Origin of the sequence: Collinsella sp. CLA-JM-H32, assembly GCF_040098165.1 — a bacterium.
In the GTDB taxonomy this organism is placed as follows: Bacteria; Actinomycetota; Coriobacteriia; order Coriobacteriales; family Coriobacteriaceae; genus Collinsella.
Map to the genome: position 1 here is coordinate 1 of NZ_JBBNMZ010000004.1, position 18915 is coordinate 18915.

Here is an 18915-nt window from a genome sequence, read left to right on the forward strand (position 1 = left end):
CTCCCAACCTCGTTGCGGCGCGGCTGCGCCTCTGGCACTTCAACAACATTGTCGCAGCCCCGACCCGCGGTCACGAGCGGGGGCTCCTGTCGTTTCCGTGCCCCTGGATTGGGTCATAGTGTCTGACTTATGCTCCACCTGCGATGTTGCCGTTGTTGGTGTAATGGGGCGGTGCAATGGGGTCAGGTTAGTTTGCACCAAATATGTCCGACAAGAGGTTTGACGGATGTTTGGTTGGTGCCTGTTGATGGTCTGGGTATCGGGGAGGGCGGGCTCCGTTATAATCGCCTAGAACATTAAATGGAAACGGGACGGGAGCCATATATGCGCCAGGGTTTCGACAACGCGAAGTATATCGAGCTGCAGGCTGCTCACATTAAGGAGCGCATCTCGCAGTTTGGTGGCAAGCTCTATTTGGAGTTTGGCGGTAAGCTGTTCGATGACTATCATGCGAGCCGCGTGCTGCCGGGTTTTGAACCGGACAGCAAGTTCCGCATGCTCAAGAGTATCGCCGACGATGTCGAGGTTATCATCGCGATCAACGCGAACCACATCGAGAAAAACAAGGCTCGTGGTGACCTCGGCATTACTTATGACGAGGATGTGCTGCGCCTGGTTGACCTGTTTCGCGGCAACGGCTTTGCTGTCGCGGCTGTGGTCATCACCCAGTACGCCGGCCAGCCCGCTGCCGATGTGTTCCGCAACCGCCTGAACGCGCTCGGTATTCCCGCCAAGCTGCACTATCCCATCGAGGGGTATCCGCACGATGTCGATCTGATCGTGTCCGACGATGGCTACGGCAAGAACGAGTTTGTCGAGACCACCCGACCGCTCGTCGTGGTCACTGCCCCCGGTCCTGGCTCGGGCAAGCTTGCCACCTGCCTGTCTCAGCTCTATCACGAGCACAAGCATGGCACGGCCGCCGGCTATGCCAAGTTCGAGACCTTCCCTGTCTGGAATCTTCCCCTGACGCATCCGGTCAATATTGCCTACGAGGCCGCCACGGCTGACCTCGACGACGCCAATATCATCGATTCGTTCCACCTTGAGGCCTACAACAAGACCACGGTCAACTACAACCGCGACGTCGAGGCCTTCCCGGTGGTCCGTGCCCTGATGGAAAAGATCCTGGGCAAGAGCCCCTACCAGAGCCCTACGGACATGGGCGTCAATATGGTCGGCTTTGCCATCACCGATGACGATGCCTGCCGCGACGCTTCCAAGATGGAGATCGTCCGCCGCTACTTTACCGCGGTCGAAAATGTGCGCCGTACCGGCGTGGGCGATGAGCAAGTCGACCGTCTCAAGATTATTATGAAGAAAGCCGGCATCGATAAGAACTACTCACCGGCGCGCTCGGCGGCCCTCACCAGGGAGCAGCTGACGGGTGGTCCCGTGGGTGCCATGGTCATGCCCGATGGCTCCGTGGTGACCGGCAAGACTTCCACGCGCCTGGGCGCCGCGAGCTCGCTCATCATGAATGCACTTAAGCATGTCTCGGGCGTCGACCTTGAGCTCGAGGTCATTAGCGATGAAGCGATCGAGCCCATCAGCAAGCTCAAGACGCATTTCCTGGGCAGCAAAAACCCGCGCCTCCACACCGACGAGACGCTTATGGCGCTGTCGATCACCTCGGCCACGAGTGAGACGGCCGCTCGCGTCCTTTCGGGCCTGGAGCAGCTGCGCGGTTGCGATGCCTTCTTTAGCGTGATTATCTCGCCGACGGACGAGACGGTACTGCGCAAACTGGGTATCAACGTGTGCTGCGAGCCCAAGTTTGAGCGCCGCGGTTTCTTCCATCGCTAAGTTTGAAGCACCGCGGTAATTGCATTGCATTTTGGCCGTATCGGGTTAGCGCCCGGTACGGCTTTTTGATCAATAAAGCGCCTATTTCGGCGAAAAATAGCCGTTTACCTGCCTAGAAACAATTTGAGCGGTATACAATAACCGTAACTGTTTCATCCTTAGCGGGATGCCGCATGGTGGATATTACCTGCCATCGTGAGGTGTGTCGGTCGCGCACGGCGCGTTAGATGCTCGTGCTCGGTTTGAGGAGGCTGCTATGGCGGGCAAGGGTCGTGCGAGTGTCAACGATATGAAGCGTGTCGAGGTGCTGGTGTTGATGGAGATCGACCAGCAAACCGAAGACAATGGCGGGCCGTATGGTTTCTCGCGCAAAACGCTTGCCGAGCACGTGGGGGTGTCTCCTTATCGTGCCCGCGCCGCAATCGATCGCTTGGATTCCGAAGGCATGATTGATGTCGTCTCGCGTTATAGCGACGACGGCGGTCAGCTTGCAAATGGCATTTGCCTCACCGAACGTGGCGAGTGGTATCTTGAGGGCGTCCGTACTGGCATGCTCGTTCAAGAAATGCTTGAGGACGAGGTTGCTGATCGATAGCAGCATGTAACCCTTGCCATAGCGACGCCACCTGGGAAACCGGGCGGCGTTTTGTTTCAAGATTGAGAAATGCAATCGCACGCGAGAAAAATTGCGAACGGTCCGCGGCGCGAGTATTACAATGAAGACCCGTAAGATGTGGATAAACAACTTCTACGGGAAGCGCAGGTAACTCAATATGACCAAGCATGTGTTCGTAACCGGTGGCGTGGTTTCGTCCCTAGGCAAGGGTATTACCGCGGCCTCGCTGGGCCGTCTGCTCAAGTCGCGTGGCTACAAAGTAACGATGCAGAAGGCCGACCCGTATCTGAACGTCGACCCCGGTACCATGAGCCCGTTCCAGCATGGTGAGGTCTTCGTTACCGAGGATGGTTACGAGTCCGACCTGGACCTGGGTCATTACGAGCGCTTTATTGATGAGAACCTGACCCGCGATTCCAACTTTACGACCGGTGCCATCTACAAAAGCCTAATCGCCCGCGAGCGTCGCGGCGACTTTTTGGGCGGCACCGTGCAGGTGATTCCTCACGTCACCAATGCCATTAAGGATAAGTTCCGCCGCATCGAGGAGCAGACCGGCTCCGATGTAGTCATCACCGAGCTGGGCGGCACGATTGGCGACATCGAGTCCCAACCGTTTGTCGAGGCCATCCGTCAGTACCGCAAGGAGGCCGGCCCCGAGAACGTCTGCTACATCCACGTGTCGCTCGTTCCCTATATCGCCGCCGCCCACGAGGTCAAGACCAAGCCCACGCAGCATTCCGTCAAGGAGCTCCGCAGCTTTGGCATCCAGCCCGATATCATCGTGCTGCGCTCCGACCACCATATCGATGACGCTATCCGCGGAAAGATCGCAAGCTTCTGCGACGTCGACACCGATTGCGTCTTTACCAACGAGGACTGCGCGAGCATTTACGATGTTCCGCAGCTGCTTGCCGAGCAGGACTTTGACCTGCGCATTTGCGAGCGCCTGGGTCTGGATCCGCGTGAGCGCGACATGAGCGAGTGGAACGAGTTCCTGCGCAAACAGAATCACGCCAACCATCACGCCGACAAGGTGAAGATCGCCGTCGTGGGCAAGTACACGCAGCTGCCCGATGCGTACCTGTCGGTTATCGAGGCCCTGCACCATGCAGGCGTCTTCTACGATCGCCATGTGGACGTCCAGCTGGTCGACGGCGAGAGCCTCGACGAGCAGAATGTCTCCGAGGTTTTGGGCGACGCCTCGGGCATCCTGGTCCCCGGCGGCTTTGGCAAGCGCGCCCTGGAGGGCAAGATCCTCGCGGCCGAGTTTGCCCGTGAGCACAAGATTCCGTATCTGGGCATTTGCCTGGGAATGCAGGTGGCCGTGTGCGAATTTGCGCGCAACGTCGTCGGCCTTGCCGGCGCCAGCTCCTCCGAGTTCGATCCGGATGGCCCGTATAGTGTCATCGATCTGATGAGCTCGCAGGAGGACGTGACCGAGAAGGGCGGCACCATGCGCCTGGGCGCCTATCCGTGCAAGCTCGCCGCCGATACCCTTGCTCGCGAGGCATATGGCGAGGAACTCGTCTACGAGCGTCACCGTCACCGCTTTGAGTTCAACAACGCCTTCCGCGACCAGCTCGAGGACGCCGGTTTGGTTATCTCGGGTCTGTCGCCTGACGAGCGCCTGGTCGAGATGGTCGAGCTGCCGCGCGACGTGCATCCGTGGTATGTGGCAACCCAGGCTCATCCCGAGTTCAAGAGCCGCCCGACCAACCCGCAGCCGCTGTTCCGCGAGTTCGTACGCGCTTCGATCGGCCAGCACGAGGGTGTCGACCGTCTGCAGGTGACGCCCATGAACCTCGCTACGGACTAAGGGTGCCGGCGAATAAGGAACATACCGAAGCTACTCCCTCGTCGCTCGCCGTGGCGGCGGGGGAGTATCTCGATTACCGCGCGGTCGAGCGGGGTTTGGCGCGCAACACGATCGCGGCCTATCGTCGTGACCTGACGACGTACTGCGCCTATCTGGAGCGGGCGGGTATTGTGTCTTTTGAAGAGGTGACTCGTCAGGTCGTGGAGGGCTTTGTCGCCGACCGTCGCGATGGGGGCTATTCCGATGCCTCGGTGGAGCGTGCGCTTGCAGCCGTGAAGGGCCTGCATGCCTTTTTGGTGCGCGATGGGGCTGTAGCCCAAAATCCAACGGCGGCGTTGCGCCTGCCTAAAAAGGCTGAGCGTTTGCCGGAGTATCTATCGGTGGAGGATGTCTCGGCTCTGCTCGATCAAGACTTCCCCGAGGGCGAGATGGGCTTGCGCGACCATGCCATCTTGGAAGTGCTCTACGGATGCGGTTTGCGTGTGAGCGAGTTGGTGGGGCTCGATGTGGGCGATATCCATATTGACGATGGCTTTGTACTCGTTCGCGGTAAGGGCTCAAAGGAACGCCTGTCCCCGCTGGTGGGAAGCGCGGCGCGAGCTCTGATGCTCTATGTAACTGAGGGACGTTCTCGCTTGGCGGCCCATGCCCGCGGAACCGAGACCTCGGCGGTCTTTTTAAATAAGAACGGACGTCGCCTGTCGCGCCAGGCCGTGCATGCGATATGCGAGCGGTATGGGCGTCAGGTGGGGCTGGTGGGGCTCCATCCCCATACCTTGCGCCACTCCTTTGCCACCCACATGCTCGCGGGCGGTGCCGACCTGCGTGTGCTGCAGGAGATTTTGGGCCATGCCGATATTTCGACCACGCAGGTCTACACGCATGTCGACCGCACGCAACTGACCGAGGTCTATCTGGCGGCGCATCCGCTGGCGCATCGTTAACACATCGCTGGCCTGCATATTTATAGGTATTTGGGGACGGGCCCCAGATTGCTGCGGCGTGCTTTTGCGCGCGCATGGGCAATCTGGGGCCCGTCCCATTTTTCGCCACTTGTCGTCGCGGTGGTGGGCCGCACGTGCCTTGGGTGGGGGAGTTTGGGGGCGATGTGAACGGCATGTAAAGGGACGTAAAAATCGCCTCAAGGTCAACTTGAAGGTTGAGGTTGAAAGGCGGGGTGCTACAGGTGGCATCCCGTCTTTGCTCTAAACACAACATATTGTGTTTTCGAACATATGCTTGGGGGTGTTTTGCGATATATGGTGGGTGGAGTGGTGGGGCGGAGTGGGGGAAGGGGTGGGGAAAGGTGTTGAAAAATGGGTCAGTTCCCCATATTATTAATGACGTCGACAGGCGGGGTGGTTCCCCGCGTACGTGCCATCTGAGTAACCGGGGGGAGGGCGCACATGGGAATGACTGGTGCATACGAGCGCAATCTCGATGCAAAAGGTCGTCTATCCCTGCCTGCACCCCTTCGCGAGGAGCTTGGAGAGCACGTTCGCGTGTTCAAAGCCCTGGATGTCGATGCTCTGTACGTGTTCTCTGCCGAGGCCTTCGATAAGTGGGTCGAAGGACTCTTCGCGGGTCGTGAGGGCCACGAGGGCTTTAACCCGCGTGACATTAACGACCAGAAGCTCATGAGGGCGATCAACAAGCGCACCACGTCGATGGACGTGGACAGCGCCGGTCGTATCGGTCTTTCCGAGTCTCTCCGCAAGCAGGCGAACCTCGACCGCGAGGTCACGGTTGTGGGCAACTACGACCACCTTGAGGTTTGGGATCGCGCCGCGGCCGATGAGGACGATGACGATGAGGCCCTGCTGGACCTCTTCTTCTCGTAAGGGCAAGGCACGGGAAACGGATGGAGCGTGGGATCTTGACACAAGAATATCGGCATGAACCTGTCATGCTCGGCGAAGTGCTTGAGTCGCTGCGGCTAAAGAGCGGCTCCGTTGTCTGCGATTGCACCCTTGGCGGTGCCGGCCATTCGGTAAAGATGGCCGCGCAGGTGGGGGAGACGGGCCTTTTGCTCGGCGTCGATCAGGACGACATGGCCCTCGAGGCCGCTGGTGCCCGTCTGGACCGCGAGGTTCCCGGCGTTCCGCACCAGCTGCTGAAGGGCAACTTCGGCGACTTGGACGAGCTGCTTTGCTCGGCCGAGGTGCCCGGGGTCGATGGCTTCCTGTTCGATTTGGGCGTTTCGTCACCGCAACTCGATATCCCTGGCAGGGGCTTTTCGTATAACGAGGACGCCCCATTGGACATGCGGATGGATCCGGGTAATAACACCTTAAACGCAGCTGAGGTCATCAACACCTATAACGAACACGACCTCGCCCGGATTCTACGCGTCTACGGAGAAGAGAAGTTCGCCTCGCAGATTGCGCGCGAGATCGTGCGCCGCCGCGAGCAAGAACCGATCGAAACCACCGGCCAATTTGTCGAGATCATCAAGGCGGGTATCCCGGCTGCCGCTCGTCGGCATGGCGGACACCCGGCCAAGAAAAGTTTCCAGGCCATTCGCATCGAGGTCAATCACGAGCTCGATGTGCTCGAACGAGGGCTTGATGCCGCCACCAGGTGGCTCAACCCGGGCGGACGTATCTGCGTCATCTCGTATCACTCGCTCGAGGACCGTATCGTAAAGAACCACTTTAAGGAGATGAGCCAGGGGTGCACGTGTCCGCCGGAGATTCCGGTGTGCGTGTGCGGCAACGTGCCGATACTCAAGGTCATCACCCGCAAACCCTTGGTTGCCCAGCCTGATGAGGTTGAGCGCAACCCTCGGGCGAGATCAGCCAAAATCCGCGTGGCGCAGCGTCTGTAGGCGCGACCGCGCGATATTGGACCTCCCGCTCGCACCATAAACGAAGCTTAAACACACTACCAACGTACTCGGGATGGGAGGCGGCATATCATGGGCTACAACACTTCAAGCGCAGCACTCGCCTATGATATGAACGCCATGCCCGCCTATCGTGAGACGCCGCAGGCCCCCGTTGCTCCCCGTGAGCAGCGCGCGCCGCGCTTTGATGTCTACACGGGCGCGGGCCGTCAGGCAAACCAGGCGGTAAGCCCGGTTTTCATGAGCGTTCTTAAAACGTTTTGCATCATTGCGGCTATCTTCATGACGATCGGCGTCGCCCGCGTGGCGCTCGCCGGCGTTACGGCCCAGGTGCTCAACAGCAACGCCGAGCTTACCAGCACGCTCGAAAAGGCGACCGATGAGAGCTCCGACCTGGAGGTCATGCATTCGGTCTATGGCGCCGACACGCGCATTCGCGACCTTGCGGGCGCTTATGGCATGGTGGAGCCCAGCGAGAGCGTTACACTTGACTTTTCGCAGGATGCAGCCGCGGGCGCCAACGCGACCGCGACCGCTCAGTAGCAAGACGGTAGCTGAGTATGACAAATGACTATCGCCGCGGTTCCGATGGGGGCCGCGGTTCTGGACGTCCCTCGTCGCGGGGACGTTCTGGTTATCAAGGAACGGGTCGGCAATCTTACAACGCCGGGCGGTCCCGTGGCAACGACCCGGCGTCGCGACTTCGCGGCTCGGGCGGCCCTCAAGTGCATAACACCAGGTCGCGCAAGAGTTCGTCGACCGAATGGCTCACAGGCGCGCCTCTGCCTCGCCGCAAAGCCGTCATGGGCTTCATCGGGCTTGGCTTGGGCTTGGGCGTCTTTCGCCTTGCCGACTATCAAATTGTCGAAGCCGATAAACTGCGCGAGCGTGCCGATGCGCGCCGCCTGCTTGCGCAGACCCTCTATGCCAAACGCGGCACCATCTACGACCGCAACGGCAACGTGCTGGCGTCGTCGGTCGAATGTCGCAACATCGCCGTGAACCCGCAGCTTGTCGAGGATGTTGACAAGACGGTGTCGGCGCTGGTCAAGGCAACTGGAATCGATAAAAAGACCTGCCGCAAGCTCGTTGAGTCCGATGGAACCTGGGTGTATATCAAGCGCCAGGTGGACGAAGACGATGTTGCGGCGCTGGAGAAGAAGAACCTGCCCGGCGTGCTTTTTGAGCAGGCCATGAAGCGCGTATATCCATACGGCAATCTGGCATCGCAGGTGCTGGGTGTAGTGAATGTAGACAACGACGGCTTGACGGGTCTCGAAAAGCAATACAACAAGCTTCTGACCGGCACGAACGGTTCTCTCGTACGCGAGCGCGCGAGGGACGGCAGCTATATCGCGGGCGGTGCCTATAAAAAGGTGGCTGCGGTCGACGGCGTTGATATCGTGACGACGCTCGACGTCAATATCCAGCGTGCGGCCGAGGATGCCCTGGCAGAGGCAGTTGAGAAGACTAAGGCCAAGAACGGCTCGGCGCTGGTCACCGATCCTACGACAGGCGAGATTTTGGCAGCCTGCTCGTACCCGACCTACGACCAGACCGATCTGGAGAATGCCAAGACCGAGGATATGAATCTGCGCCTGGTCACCGACGCCTACGAGCCCGGCTCGGTCTTTAAGACGCTCGTGGCGGGCGCCGGCTTCGACTTGGGCGTCGTGCGATCGAGTACGTCGTTTGAGGTGCCGGCGAGCATCAAGGTGGGCGACGATACCGTCACCGATGCCGACAAGCGCGACTATGCCATGACCATGGATGTGCGCGAGATGATGCGCCGTTCGTCCAACGTGGGCTTTGTTCTAGTGGGGCGCAAGATCGGTGCCGACGACTTTGCCGCCTATGTGGACAAGTGGGGCATCGGTCACAGCTCGGGTGTCGATTTTCCGGGAGAGAGCCTGGGTATCGTCAAGGAGCGTGACCAGTATGACGGCGCCACGCTGGGCTCGATGAGCTTTGGACAGGCACTGTCCGTCTCGCCGATTGAGATCGCACGTGCCGTGGGCGGCATCGCCAACGGCGGCGTGATGATGACACCGCACTTCTATAAGTCCAGCAAAGGCGACGAGAAGGACTGGGGCGAAGGCGAGCGCGCGATTTCGGAGGACGCCGCATCCCAGGTGACATCGTGCATGCAGACGGTCGTGTCCGAGGGAACGGGCGTTGGCGGCGCGGTTGACGGCTATGACGTGGCGGGTAAGACCGGTACGGCCGAACGTGCCGACGAGAACGGCGGCTACCTCAAGGAGAACTACATGTCGTCCTTTATGGGCTTTGCACCGGCACAATCGCCCAAGGTGCTGTGCTATATCACGCTCGACGGAACGCCGAGCGGCTCAGATGCCGCTGCGGTGCCGTTCCAGTCCATTATGGCCAACGCGCTCGACGTGCTGGGTATCCCGCACACGAAGTAGGGGGTTACAATCTTTGGGGCGTGGTTTGTTGTCCCATATGAGGGTGTTCACATGCCCTGCACCACGCATGTGCGGCGCTGGGATACAATACGCCGATAGCATTATTAGGTTTACAGGGGAGCTGCAATGATAGAGATCGCCGTCAACAACCTCGCGGCCGCAACAGGGGCCCGAACCGTGACGGGAGAAGCCGATCGGGTATGCCGCGGGTGCGTTATCGACTCGCGCCAGGTCGAGGAAGGGACGATTTTCGTCGCCTTTCCCGGTGAAAACGTCGACGGCAATGATTTTGCTTCCCGTGCCGTCCAGTCGGGTGCCGGCGCCGTCGTGATGACGCGTGAGCCCGAGGCCGAGCTGGTCTCGCTGGCACAGGACAAGGGGTGCGCCATCCTGCTGACCGATGATCCCGAGGAGTTTCTGCTGCGTTTGGCGCACACGTATCGCCTGGAGCTTGGCTGCCTGGTCGTTGGCATTACCGGCTCTATCGGCAAGACGACGACCAAGGACGTGCTCGCCGCCGTGCTCGCCAAGCGCTATCGTGTCTGGGCCACCAAGGGCAATTTCAATAACCTGATCGGCATGCCGCTCACGGTGCTTTCCGCTCCGGCCGATACCGAGGTCCTGGTGCTCGAGATGGGCATGAACCATTTCCACGAGATTGAGCGCCTGTCCAAGTCCGCCAATCCCAACCTTGCCATCGTGAGCAAGATTGGTACCTCTCACATCGGCATTTTGGGCAGCCGCGAGAACATCGCCCGCGCTAAGGCCGAGATTGTCCAGGGTATGTGCGCCGCCGGCGACTTCTTGCCGCTGCTGGTTTTGGGCGGTGAGGACGACTTTACGCCGTTCATTCGCGATACGTTCGCCCAGCCTGCTGGTATCGACGTTATGCTGGCCGGCGTCTCGGACGACGATGAGGTCCGTGCCCGCGACATTCGTGTTGATGACGAGGGACGTCCGGTCTTTACGCTCGATTTTGGCCAGGGTGAGACGATCGATATCATGCTTGCCATCCCCGGCGTGCAGTCCGTTCCTAATGCCGTTAAGGCCGCCGCGGTTTCCTATCGCCTGGGCGTGACGCCCGAGCAGATCGATGCTGCTTTTAGGGGCCTCACGATCACCGGTCACCGCCAGGAGATCAAGCGCGCCAAGAGCGGTGCCCGCGTCATCGACGATTCCTATAACGCCAGTGCCGAATCCATGGCTGCTGGCCTCGATCTGCTGTGCTCGCTTTCGTGCACGGGGTCTCGCATGGCGATCCTGGGCGAGATGGGCGAGATGGGCGATGAGGCTCCTCGCATGCATGAGCTCGTGGGCGCCTATGCCGCCGCCAAGAAGCTCGACATGCTGGCGTGCGTGGGTGGTGAGCTGGCCCAGCTTATGGCCGATGCCGCGCGCATGATGGGCATGGACGAGGACCGCATCCAGGTGTTCTCCGATTATCAGCAGGTGCTCGACCGCATGGGCGGCGCGCTTGAAAAACATGATGTTGTACTGGTCAAGGGTTCCCGCTTTGTTGAGCTCGACCGCTTTGTGGAAGGTGTGTGCTAGCCCATGTTCGGCAATCCCTCGTATCCAACGTATCAGGCTTTTTTGGGGCTTGGCATCGCCGCTGCCATTGCGCTGCTGCTCATGCCGTGGTGGATCAAGCTGCTCAAGGTCGAGGGTATCGGCCAGCAGGTTCGTGCCGACGGCCCCAAGCGTCATTTGGTTAAGCAGGGAACGCCCACCATGGGTGGCGTTGTCATTCTCGTCGCGATTTCGCTGACCTGCCTGCTGATGGGCAAGCTCACCACCGAGCTCGTGCTCGTGCTGCTCGCCACGCTGGCGACCGGCGTGCTGGGCCTGATCGACGACCTGACCTCCGTTACGCATGGGCGCTCGCTCGGTCTGACGCCTCATGCCAAGATGATCGGCCTAACCATTATCTGTGTCACCTTTACGGTACTTACCGTCAACTGGTGCGGCGTCGCCCCCGAGATTCGTTTTCCCGGCGGCCTGACGATTGACCTTGGCGTGCTTTCGACCACCATCTGCGGCCTTTCGTTCCCGTGGCTCTACATTGTCTTTTGCTGGCTGATGATCGCCGGTCTTTCTAATGCCGTGAACCTGACCGATGGCCTTGACGGTCTTGCCGGCGGCACCTCCATGATTGCCATGCTCGCCATGGCTGCCATGGCGTTTTTGCACGGAGACGTGAACCTGTCCATCTTCTGCACCGCGTGTGCCGGTGCCTGCTTGGGCTTTCTGTGGTTCAACTGCTATCCGGCGAGCATCTTTATGGGCGATACCGGCTCGCTTGCCCTGGGCGCCGCGTTTGCCTGCACGTCCATCATGACCAACACCGAGGTCGTCTCCCTCATCATCGGCGGCCTGTTTATCGTTGAGACCCTGTCGGTCATGATTCAGGTTGTCTACTTCCACTTTACGCACAAGCGCGTCTTCCTTATGGCGCCCATCCATCATCATTTCGAAAAGAAGGGCTGGGCCGAGACCAAGGTCGTCATCCGTTTTTGGATTATCGCTGCGGCCTTTGGTGCCGTTGGCCTTGCCCTGTTCTTCCAGTTGGGATAGTGGTCTTTCATGCCTCTTGCTGATGTCTTTAGCCTGCTCGTTTTGGGTCAGGGCAAATCCGGTCTCGATGTCGCCCGCTGGGCGCTGGCACATCCCGAGCGCGTAAGCGCCGTTACCGTGTATGGCGGCGGCACCTCTGAGCCCAATGACGCCACGCGTGCGCTCGAGGCTGCTGGTGCGTCGTTTGTCTATGGGACCGAACAGGTCGAGGGCGCCTATGACGTATGCGTGACGTGCCCGGGCATCTCGGAGTTCTCGGGCTTCTTTAAGGCCGGGCGCGAGCATGCCGCCCAGATTATGGGTGAGCCCGAGTTTGCCTATCGCCTGTCGCCCGATAACTGGATTGCCATCACGGGCACCAACGGCAAGACGACCACCACGTCGCTGACTGATTTTCTGCTTAAGGCTGCCGGCGAGGCCAGCGTTGCTGTCGGCAACATCGGCGAGCCGCCGGTCAACGAGATTGACGGCCGAGCCCACAACGAGTGGTTTGTGGCTGAGCTCTCGAGCTATCAGATTGCTACGACAACCGAGCTCCACCCCCGCGTGGCGGTGCTGCTCAACATCACTCCCGACCACTTGGGCTGGCATAAGAGCCATAAGAACTATGCGCTTGCCAAGATCAAACTGTTTGACAATATGGTCGATGACGATCTGGTGGTTGTCGACGTCGAAGACGCCGGCATTCACGAGTTCGATGAGTACATCTACACGCCGGGTCGTCGCATCTGCAAGGTTGCCTTTGACGAGCCTGAGGGCGAGGATGCCGCCTTTGTGCGCGACGGCAAGATGGTCGTGCGTCTGAAGGGCGTCGAGACCCCGCTCATCGCTACATCCGAGCTCAAGATCTCGGGCCATCACAATGTTATCAATGCCCTGTGCGCTGCCACGGCTGCCTTGGCGGTCGGTGCCGATGTCGATGGTGTCTGCCGCGGTCTTGCCTCGTTCCAGCCGCTCGAGCACCGCGTGGAGCCGTGTGGCGAGATTGACGGCGTGCGCTACGTCAACGATTCCAAGGCGACCAACACCGATGCGGTCGAGAAGGCGCTGACGGCATTTCCCGATGACGACGTGATCTTGCTGCTCGGCGGCCACGATAAGGGCACGCCGCTCACGGACTTCGCGCGCGTTGTTATGGATAACGTACGCTCGGTCGTCTGCTTTGGCGATGCGCGCGAGCGCTTCACCGCCGCTATGGACGAGGCCGATGTCGATGGCGATGTGGATATCGCCCAGGCGGATGACCTACGCGACGCCGTGGACGTTGCCCGTTCGCTTTCGAGCCGTGGTGACGTGATCTTACTTTCACCTGCCTGCTCTTCGTTCGATGAGTTCTCGGGCTATGAGGAGCGCGGCCGCGTGTTTAAGGACTACGTGGCTCAGCTTGCCGCTACAGCGAAATCACAAATGGAATAGGGGTTGCGGTGAGAGAGGAGAGCCCCCGACAAGGTATGAGGAGGCCCGACTCGGACCGTGCTTCCTCACGGCGCATCACATCGTGTTCCAGCCGCGGTGGGCAGTCGTTTAGCGAACGCTATATTGCCGGCGTTCCCGCCCGTATCATGCGCCCCCGTTTGATATTCATGGCCTGCTTGTTTACCTTGGTATGCTTTGGCCTGCTGATGGTGTACTCGGCGTCTTCGGTCGAGGCGCTGCACGAGAATGGCTCGGCGACGTTTTTTCTGGGTCGACAGGCCGCGTTTGCCGTGGTCGGTGTTCTGGCGCTGATTGCCATCGTGCGCGTTTTGCCGGACAGCTGGTTTGGGGAGGATGTGCTCAGGATCTTCCTTATCGGCATGATAGGGCTACTGCTTCTGGTGTTCTTGGTGGGCAGCGGCAGCCGCGGCGCCACGCGCTGGCTCAACATCGCCGGTATTCAGTTCCAGCCTTCCGAGTTTTTAAAGCCATTTGCCATTGCGTATTCGGCCATCATGCTTGATCGCTTCTTTTCGCCCGGTGGCAACATCAACGAATTCCTTCGCAAGATGGGCATCTACCTGGGCATTTCGCTCTTTCTGATCTTTATCCAGCCCGATTTCGGTACTGTCCTGATCATCCTGTTGACCCTCATGTGCATGGCGTTGTTTGCGGGTCTCGACCCCAGATTTATCATCGGCGTGCTAATCTTCGGCATTCTCGTGATCGTGATTGCGCTTGTCGCAGAGCCGTACCGTATGGTGCGTATTCAGGTTGCCTTGAACCCTTGGGCCGACGAGTATGGTGACGGCTATCAGGCCACGCTTGCCATTATGGCCTTTGCCTCGGGCGGTCTGTTCGGCCGTGGCATCGGCAACTCAACCATGAAGTACTCGTATCTACCCGAGGCGCACAACGACTACATCCTGGCCATCATTGGCGAGGAAGTCGGTTTTGTCGGAACCGTGCTGTTCTTCTTGGTGTTTGCGATGCTGATCTACTCGGCGTTTCGCATTGCCGAGCAGGCGACCGATCGCCGGGGCGCGCTTATGGCGTCTGGCTCCGCGGTCATTCTCGCAGTGCAGTTTTTGATTAACGCGCTGGGCATCCTCAACGTGTTTCCCATGACGGGCAAACCGCTGCCGTTTATTAGCTACGGCGGTTCGTCGATTATTGTGTCGCTTATGCTTGCCGGGTTGATTCTGCGCGTTTCGTACGAGAGCGCCCGCCGCGATGAGTATGACCGCCGCCGTGAGAGCTTTGCCGTTATGGATGAGAGCACCGCCGGCGTGGCCCATGTTCGCGGTGAACGACCTTCGCGTAGCGGCTTTACCGTTCTGGATGGTTCTGCATCCGAGCCGGCAGCCCGTCCACGCCCGCGAACGGCTCCGCAAGGTCGTCCGCAGCGCCCCAGCCCTCGCAACGCGGGCGGCGGATATAATCGAATCGATTTGAACTCGGACCCGTCGGCACGTCTGCGCACCGACGACCAGGGACCGCGTGTACGAAGGGACTACCATGACCGATAAAATGACCGTTGCTATTGCAGCCGGCGGCACGGCAGGACACATCAACCCCGCGCTCGCCTTGGCCGAAGAGCTGCGTGACCGTGGCCACCGCGTTGTGTTCGTGGGCCAGTCGCGCAAGCTCGAGGGTCGTCTGGTCCCCGAGGCTGGGTTTGATTTTGTGCCCATTACGGTCACGGGCTTCGACCGCTCCCGCCCTTGGACGGCGCTGACCTCGCTGTGGCGCGTCAACAAGGCCAAGCGTGCGATCGCCAGTCATTTCTCAAAGGTCGGCAAGCCCGATGCCGCCATCGGTTTTGGTGCCTATGTCGAGGTTCCGCTGCTGGGGTGGTGCAAGGACGCAGGCGTGCCGTATCTGCTGCATGAGCAGAACTCTGTTCCGGGCCTGGCCAACAAGATGATGAACTCCCACGCCGCCCGCGTGTGCATCTCGGTGCCGGCAGCGCGCTCGGTCTTTGAGCGCGAAGGTGACCCTGACCACGTGCTCATGACCGGCAATCCCGTACGTCGCTCGGTGATCGAGGGAGATCGCGCTCGCGGCCGCAAGGCACTTGGCGTTCCCGAGGACGCTACGCTGCTGCTCGTCTTTGGCGGTTCACTTGGCGCCCAGCACCTCAACGAGCGCGTGGCTTCGCTCAAAAACGAGCTGCTTTCGCGCAAGAATCTCTATGTGTTGCATTCGACGGGTGCCGACGGCTTTGAGGAGACCGAGCGCGCTTTGGCGCTGACGCCCGAGGAGGCGAAGCGTTACCGCGTCCAGCCTTACATCGACAACATGGGCGATATGCTGGCTGCTGCCGATTTGGTGCTCTCGCGTTCGGGCGCATCGAGCGTGGCCGAGATCGCTGCGCTCGCCGTGCCTTCGGTGCTCGTGCCGTATCCGCATGCGACAGCCGACCACCAAACCACCAATGCTCGTTATCTGGTCGACGCCGGGGCCGGCGTGCTCTGCGCCGATGCCGATATCGACGGTTCTGCCTTTGCCGATGAGCTGCTGCACCTGGTCGATGACGCGGCGGCGCGCGACGCCATGCGTCAGGCGGCGCGTGGTCTGGCTCAGGATAGGGCCGCCGCTCTTCTGGCGGATGCGGTAGAGGGTTTGCGTTAGTTAGACGGGATATCGTCGGTCGCCCTCGCGCTGATGCGGTAGGTGCGGTACAGTTAACGGGTTACAGGCAGTGTTTACGCAAGGAGTACACGAGCACATGGCTGATTCCCAGACTGCAACCTCCGCGCCCGAGTTTAAGAGCGCCCACTTTATCGGTATCGGCGGCGCCGGCATGAGCGGCATCGCTCTCGTTCTGCACGAGCGCGGTTATGCCGTTACCGGCTCCGACCTTAAGACGTCACGTTATATCCGCCAGCTTACCCGCGCTGGTGTGAAGGTGCATGTGGGCCATGAGGCTGCCACGATCGACGAGGTCAAGCCCGACGTGGTTGTTGTCTCCACCGCTATTCCGGAGTCCAACCCTGAACTCGTGCGCGCTCGCGAGCTTGGTATTCCCGTGTGGCCCCGTGCCAAGATGCTCTCTGCTTTGGGCCACGGCTACACCACCGTCGCTGTTGCCGGCACGCATGGCAAGACCACCACGTCTTCGATGTGCGCCACCATGCTCGACCGCATGGGTCTGGATCCGAGCTTCCTGATCGGTGGCATCGTCGAGGGCTATGACACGAACGGCAAGAACGGCTCGGGCGACTACTTTGTCGCCGAAGCCGACGAGTCCGATAGCTCCTTCCTGTTCCTGAACCCCAACGTAGTCATTGTGACCAACGTCGAAGCCGACCACCTCGATCACTACTCGGGTATCGAGGAGATCGAGGCAACTTTCGCCAAATTCATGAGCCTGGTGGGCGAGGACGGCACCGTCATCGTCTGCGGTGAGGACCCGCATCTGGTCGGGCTCGCCAAGTCGACGGGCCGTCACGTGCTTTCCTACGGCTTTGCCGAGAGCAACGACATCGTCTGCATGCACCCGGATGTCAAGGGCATCCAGAGCGACTTTATCGTTCGCTTTGAGGACGGCACTGAACACGCTGTGGAGATCAAGAGCAATCCCGGTCGCCACAACATGCTCAACGCCACGGCGGTGCTCACCGTCGCCCATGTCCTGGGCCTTGACATCGACGCCGCCGCCAAGGCGCTCTCGAGCTTTGAGGGCGTCCGCCGTCGCTTTACCCACGTGGGCGATATCGATGGCATCACCGTGGTCGATGATTACGGCCATCACCCCACCGAGATCAAGGCGACGCTTGCTGCCGCTTCGTCGCTGGGCTACAAGCACGTCGACGTCGTGTTCCAGCCGCACCGCTATTCGCGCCTGCAGGCCCTGTGCGACGACTTTGCCGATGCATTTGCCAATGCCGATAAACTGCTGCTGATTGATGTGTTCTCGGCTGGCGAGATGCCCATTCCGGGTGTCACCTCTAAGATGCTCGCCGATACCGTGCGCGCCAAGCATCCTGGCAAGGAGGTCGTGTACTGCTCCAGCCGTCTTGAGCTCAATCAGGAGCTCGAGCAGATGGTGGGCGAGGGCGACCTGCTGCTCACTATGGGTGCTGGTGACGTTACGACCGTCGGTCCCGAGTTCATTGAGTATCTGACTGCCAAGAAAGACGCTTAAGTCTAATGGGTCTGTTTAACGCCGTCATGGCGCTCTCGGGCATGATCGACACGGATGTGATCGAGGACGAGCGCCTTGCGCGTCATACGAGCTATCGTATCGGCGGCAAGGCCGACCTCTTTGTGACGTGCCATAGCTATCATGCCCTTCGCCGCGCCGTGGCGGTGCTCGATCGCGAGCAGGTGCCGTGGGTCATCATCGGCAAGGGCTCCAATCTGCTGGTTGCCGATGGCGGTTATCGCGGCGCCGTCATTTCGCTCGGACGTGAGTTTCAGTGCACGGTTGTTGCCGATGACGGTTGTACGCTGACGGTCGGTGCGGGCGTGATGTTTGCGCGCCTGGTCAACGATGCCCTGTCGCGTAGCCTCTCGGGCCTTGAGTTTGCCGTTGGCATCCCTGGCTCGGTTGGCGGTGCGATATCTATGAATGCCGGCACACGGACCGAGTGGATTGGCTCGCTGGTTGAGGATGTCGTAACGTTTGACCCGGCATCCGGTATCAAGCATTATGCGGGGTCCGAGATCACTTGGGGCTACCGCGAATGTAGCCTTCCCCGCAATGAGATCATCCTCGAGTGCGTGCTCAAGCTTAAACCGGCGCCCAAGGCCGACATTCGCGAGCGCATGGAGCGGTACCTTACGAGGCGCAAGCGTACACAGCCCATGGGTCGCGCATCCTGCGGGTCGGTCTTTCGCAATCCGCCCGATGCGAGCGTGGGCAAGCTTATCGAGGATTGTGGATTAAAGGGTTTTTCGATTGGCGGCGCGGAAGTTTCGCCCGTTCACGCTAATTTTATCGTTAATAACGGAACTGCCTCGGCCGATGACGTTGCCGCGGTTATCAGACATGTGCACGGAAAGGTGAGGGAGGCGTATGGCATCGAGCTCAGACCGGAAGTTAAATTCCTCGGCTTCTAGAGCATCGAAACCCACCTTCCGCCGCGCCGGAGGGCGTTCCGGCGCGCCTGCCAAACCTCAACGCAATACCGTCGCGCACTCTAAGTCTGTCGGGCATGCTCGACAGACCAGTCGTCCGGTTGTCGGCTCGCAGCTCGGTAATCGTCCGGCCGCAAAAAAGTCCTCGCGTCCCTCGGTGACGTCAAAGCCTGTTATGGGCGCCAAACCTGCCCGTCCCATGGCAACTCCTAAGCCCTCGACGGGAACTAAGGCGGCGCGTCCGGGTCGCACGCTGGGCGCATCGAAACCGCGCTCGCTGACATCGGTGCCGGCTACCGCCAAGAAGCCTTCGGGTAAAAAAGGCGTC

The 18915-nt window shown here is 60.2% G+C and carries 15 protein-coding genes; all 15 read left to right on the forward strand.

Translation table 11 applies throughout. The features are described from left to right. Nucleotides 1-324: 324 nt before the first annotated feature. The 15 genes from AAA021_RS03130 (at nucleotide 325) to murB (ending at nucleotide 18569) form a co-directional block, all read left to right on the forward strand. Nucleotides 325-1806: a DUF1846 domain-containing protein gene (locus AAA021_RS03130; RefSeq protein ID WP_006234276.1), complete on the forward strand. Its 1482-nt coding sequence runs from the start codon at nucleotides 325-327 to the stop codon at nucleotides 1804-1806. A gap of 256 nt (nucleotides 1807-2062) precedes the next feature. Then, nucleotides 2063-2401 carry a hypothetical protein gene (locus tag AAA021_RS03135; protein WP_349087933.1) on the forward strand — a complete coding sequence of 113 codons (339 nt, stop codon included), beginning with the start codon at nucleotides 2063-2065 and terminating at the stop codon, nucleotides 2399-2401. A 178-nt stretch (nucleotides 2402-2579) separates the two neighbouring features. After that, a complete protein-coding gene (locus AAA021_RS03140; protein WP_006234274.1) occupies nucleotides 2580-4241 on the forward strand; it encodes a CTP synthase in 1662 nt (553 codons plus the stop codon). Nucleotides 4242-4243: 2 nt separating this feature from the next. Then, on the forward strand, nucleotides 4244-5185 hold the full coding sequence (gene xerD / locus AAA021_RS03145) for a site-specific tyrosine recombinase XerD (RefSeq protein ID WP_349087934.1): 942 nt from the start codon (nucleotides 4244-4246) through the stop codon (nucleotides 5183-5185). 462 nt (nucleotides 5186-5647) lie between these two features. Next, nucleotides 5648-6082, forward strand: a complete 435-nt coding sequence (locus AAA021_RS03150) for a division/cell wall cluster transcriptional repressor MraZ (RefSeq protein WP_006234269.1) — start codon at nucleotides 5648-5650, stop codon at nucleotides 6080-6082. Between the two features lie 20 nt (nucleotides 6083-6102). Then, nucleotides 6103-7068: a 16S rRNA (cytosine(1402)-N(4))-methyltransferase RsmH gene (gene rsmH / locus AAA021_RS03155; RefSeq protein ID WP_006234266.1), complete on the forward strand. Its 966-nt coding sequence runs from the start codon at nucleotides 6103-6105 to the stop codon at nucleotides 7066-7068. 90 nt (nucleotides 7069-7158) lie between these two features. After that, complete coding sequence (locus AAA021_RS03160) at nucleotides 7159-7629, forward strand: hypothetical protein (RefSeq protein ID WP_055309808.1); 471 nt, start codon at nucleotides 7159-7161, stop codon at nucleotides 7627-7629. 182 nt (nucleotides 7630-7811) lie between these two features. Then, nucleotides 7812-9512: a penicillin-binding protein 2 gene (locus AAA021_RS03165; RefSeq protein WP_306421710.1), complete on the forward strand. Its 1701-nt coding sequence runs from the start codon at nucleotides 7812-7814 to the stop codon at nucleotides 9510-9512. Between the two features lie 126 nt (nucleotides 9513-9638). After that, nucleotides 9639-11063 (forward strand): UDP-N-acetylmuramoyl-tripeptide--D-alanyl-D-alanine ligase, encoded by a 1425-nt coding sequence (gene murF / locus AAA021_RS03170; protein ID WP_349087935.1) that lies wholly within the window; start codon nucleotides 9639-9641, stop codon nucleotides 11061-11063. Nucleotides 11064-11066: 3 nt separating this feature from the next. Beyond that, on the forward strand, nucleotides 11067-12086 hold the full coding sequence (mraY, locus tag AAA021_RS03175; protein ID WP_349087936.1) for a phospho-N-acetylmuramoyl-pentapeptide-transferase: 1020 nt from the start codon (nucleotides 11067-11069) through the stop codon (nucleotides 12084-12086). Nucleotides 12087-12095: 9 nt separating this feature from the next. Next, nucleotides 12096-13502, forward strand: coding sequence for a UDP-N-acetylmuramoyl-L-alanine--D-glutamate ligase (gene murD, locus AAA021_RS03180; protein WP_349087937.1), 1407 nt, complete (start codon nucleotides 12096-12098; stop codon nucleotides 13500-13502). 167 nt (nucleotides 13503-13669) lie between these two features. Next, a complete protein-coding gene (gene ftsW / locus AAA021_RS03185) occupies nucleotides 13670-15031 on the forward strand; it encodes a putative lipid II flippase FtsW (RefSeq protein WP_349087938.1) in 1362 nt (453 codons plus the stop codon). Further along, nucleotides 15021-16136 (forward strand): undecaprenyldiphospho-muramoylpentapeptide beta-N-acetylglucosaminyltransferase, encoded by a 1116-nt coding sequence (gene murG, locus AAA021_RS03190; RefSeq protein WP_349087940.1) that lies wholly within the window; start codon nucleotides 15021-15023, stop codon nucleotides 16134-16136. The genes ftsW and murG overlap by 11 nt, the downstream gene beginning before the upstream one ends. A 97-nt stretch (nucleotides 16137-16233) precedes the next feature. After that, nucleotides 16234-17652, forward strand: coding sequence for a UDP-N-acetylmuramate--L-alanine ligase (gene murC / locus AAA021_RS03195; RefSeq protein ID WP_349087943.1), 1419 nt, complete (start codon nucleotides 16234-16236; stop codon nucleotides 17650-17652). A gap of 5 nt (nucleotides 17653-17657) precedes the next feature. Further along, nucleotides 17658-18569 (forward strand): UDP-N-acetylmuramate dehydrogenase, encoded by a 912-nt coding sequence (murB, locus tag AAA021_RS03200; RefSeq protein ID WP_349087945.1) that lies wholly within the window; start codon nucleotides 17658-17660, stop codon nucleotides 18567-18569. Nucleotides 18570-18915: the final 346 nt, after the last annotated feature.

Bases quoted from the DNA above. Each gene is read 5' to 3' on its own strand.
- AAA021_RS03130 (WP_006234276.1), top strand. From the start codon at position 325: ATGCGCCAGGGTTTCGACAACGCGAAGTATATCGAGCTGCAGGCTGCT.
- AAA021_RS03135 (WP_349087933.1), top strand. From the start codon at position 2,063: ATGGCGGGCAAGGGTCGTGCGAGTGTCAACGATATGAAGCGTGTCGAG.
- AAA021_RS03140 (WP_006234274.1), top strand. From the start codon at position 2,580: ATGACCAAGCATGTGTTCGTAACCGGTGGCGTGGTTTCGTCCCTAGGC.
- AAA021_RS03150 (WP_006234269.1), top strand. From the start codon at position 5,648: ATGGGAATGACTGGTGCATACGAGCGCAATCTCGATGCAAAAGGTCGT.
- rsmH (WP_006234266.1), top strand. From the start codon at position 6,103: ATGGAGCGTGGGATCTTGACACAAGAATATCGGCATGAACCTGTCATG.
- AAA021_RS03160 (WP_055309808.1), top strand. From the start codon at position 7,159: ATGGGCTACAACACTTCAAGCGCAGCACTCGCCTATGATATGAACGCC.
- murF (WP_349087935.1), top strand. From the start codon at position 9,639: ATGATAGAGATCGCCGTCAACAACCTCGCGGCCGCAACAGGGGCCCGA.
- mraY (WP_349087936.1), top strand. From the start codon at position 11,067: ATGTTCGGCAATCCCTCGTATCCAACGTATCAGGCTTTTTTGGGGCTT.
- murD (WP_349087937.1), top strand. From the start codon at position 12,096: ATGCCTCTTGCTGATGTCTTTAGCCTGCTCGTTTTGGGTCAGGGCAAA.
- ftsW (WP_349087938.1), top strand. From the start codon at position 13,670: ATGGCCTGCTTGTTTACCTTGGTATGCTTTGGCCTGCTGATGGTGTAC.
- murG (WP_349087940.1), top strand. From the start codon at position 15,021: ATGACCGATAAAATGACCGTTGCTATTGCAGCCGGCGGCACGGCAGGA.
- murC (WP_349087943.1), top strand. From the start codon at position 16,234: ATGGCTGATTCCCAGACTGCAACCTCCGCGCCCGAGTTTAAGAGCGCC.
- murB (WP_349087945.1), top strand. From the start codon at position 17,658: ATGGGTCTGTTTAACGCCGTCATGGCGCTCTCGGGCATGATCGACACG.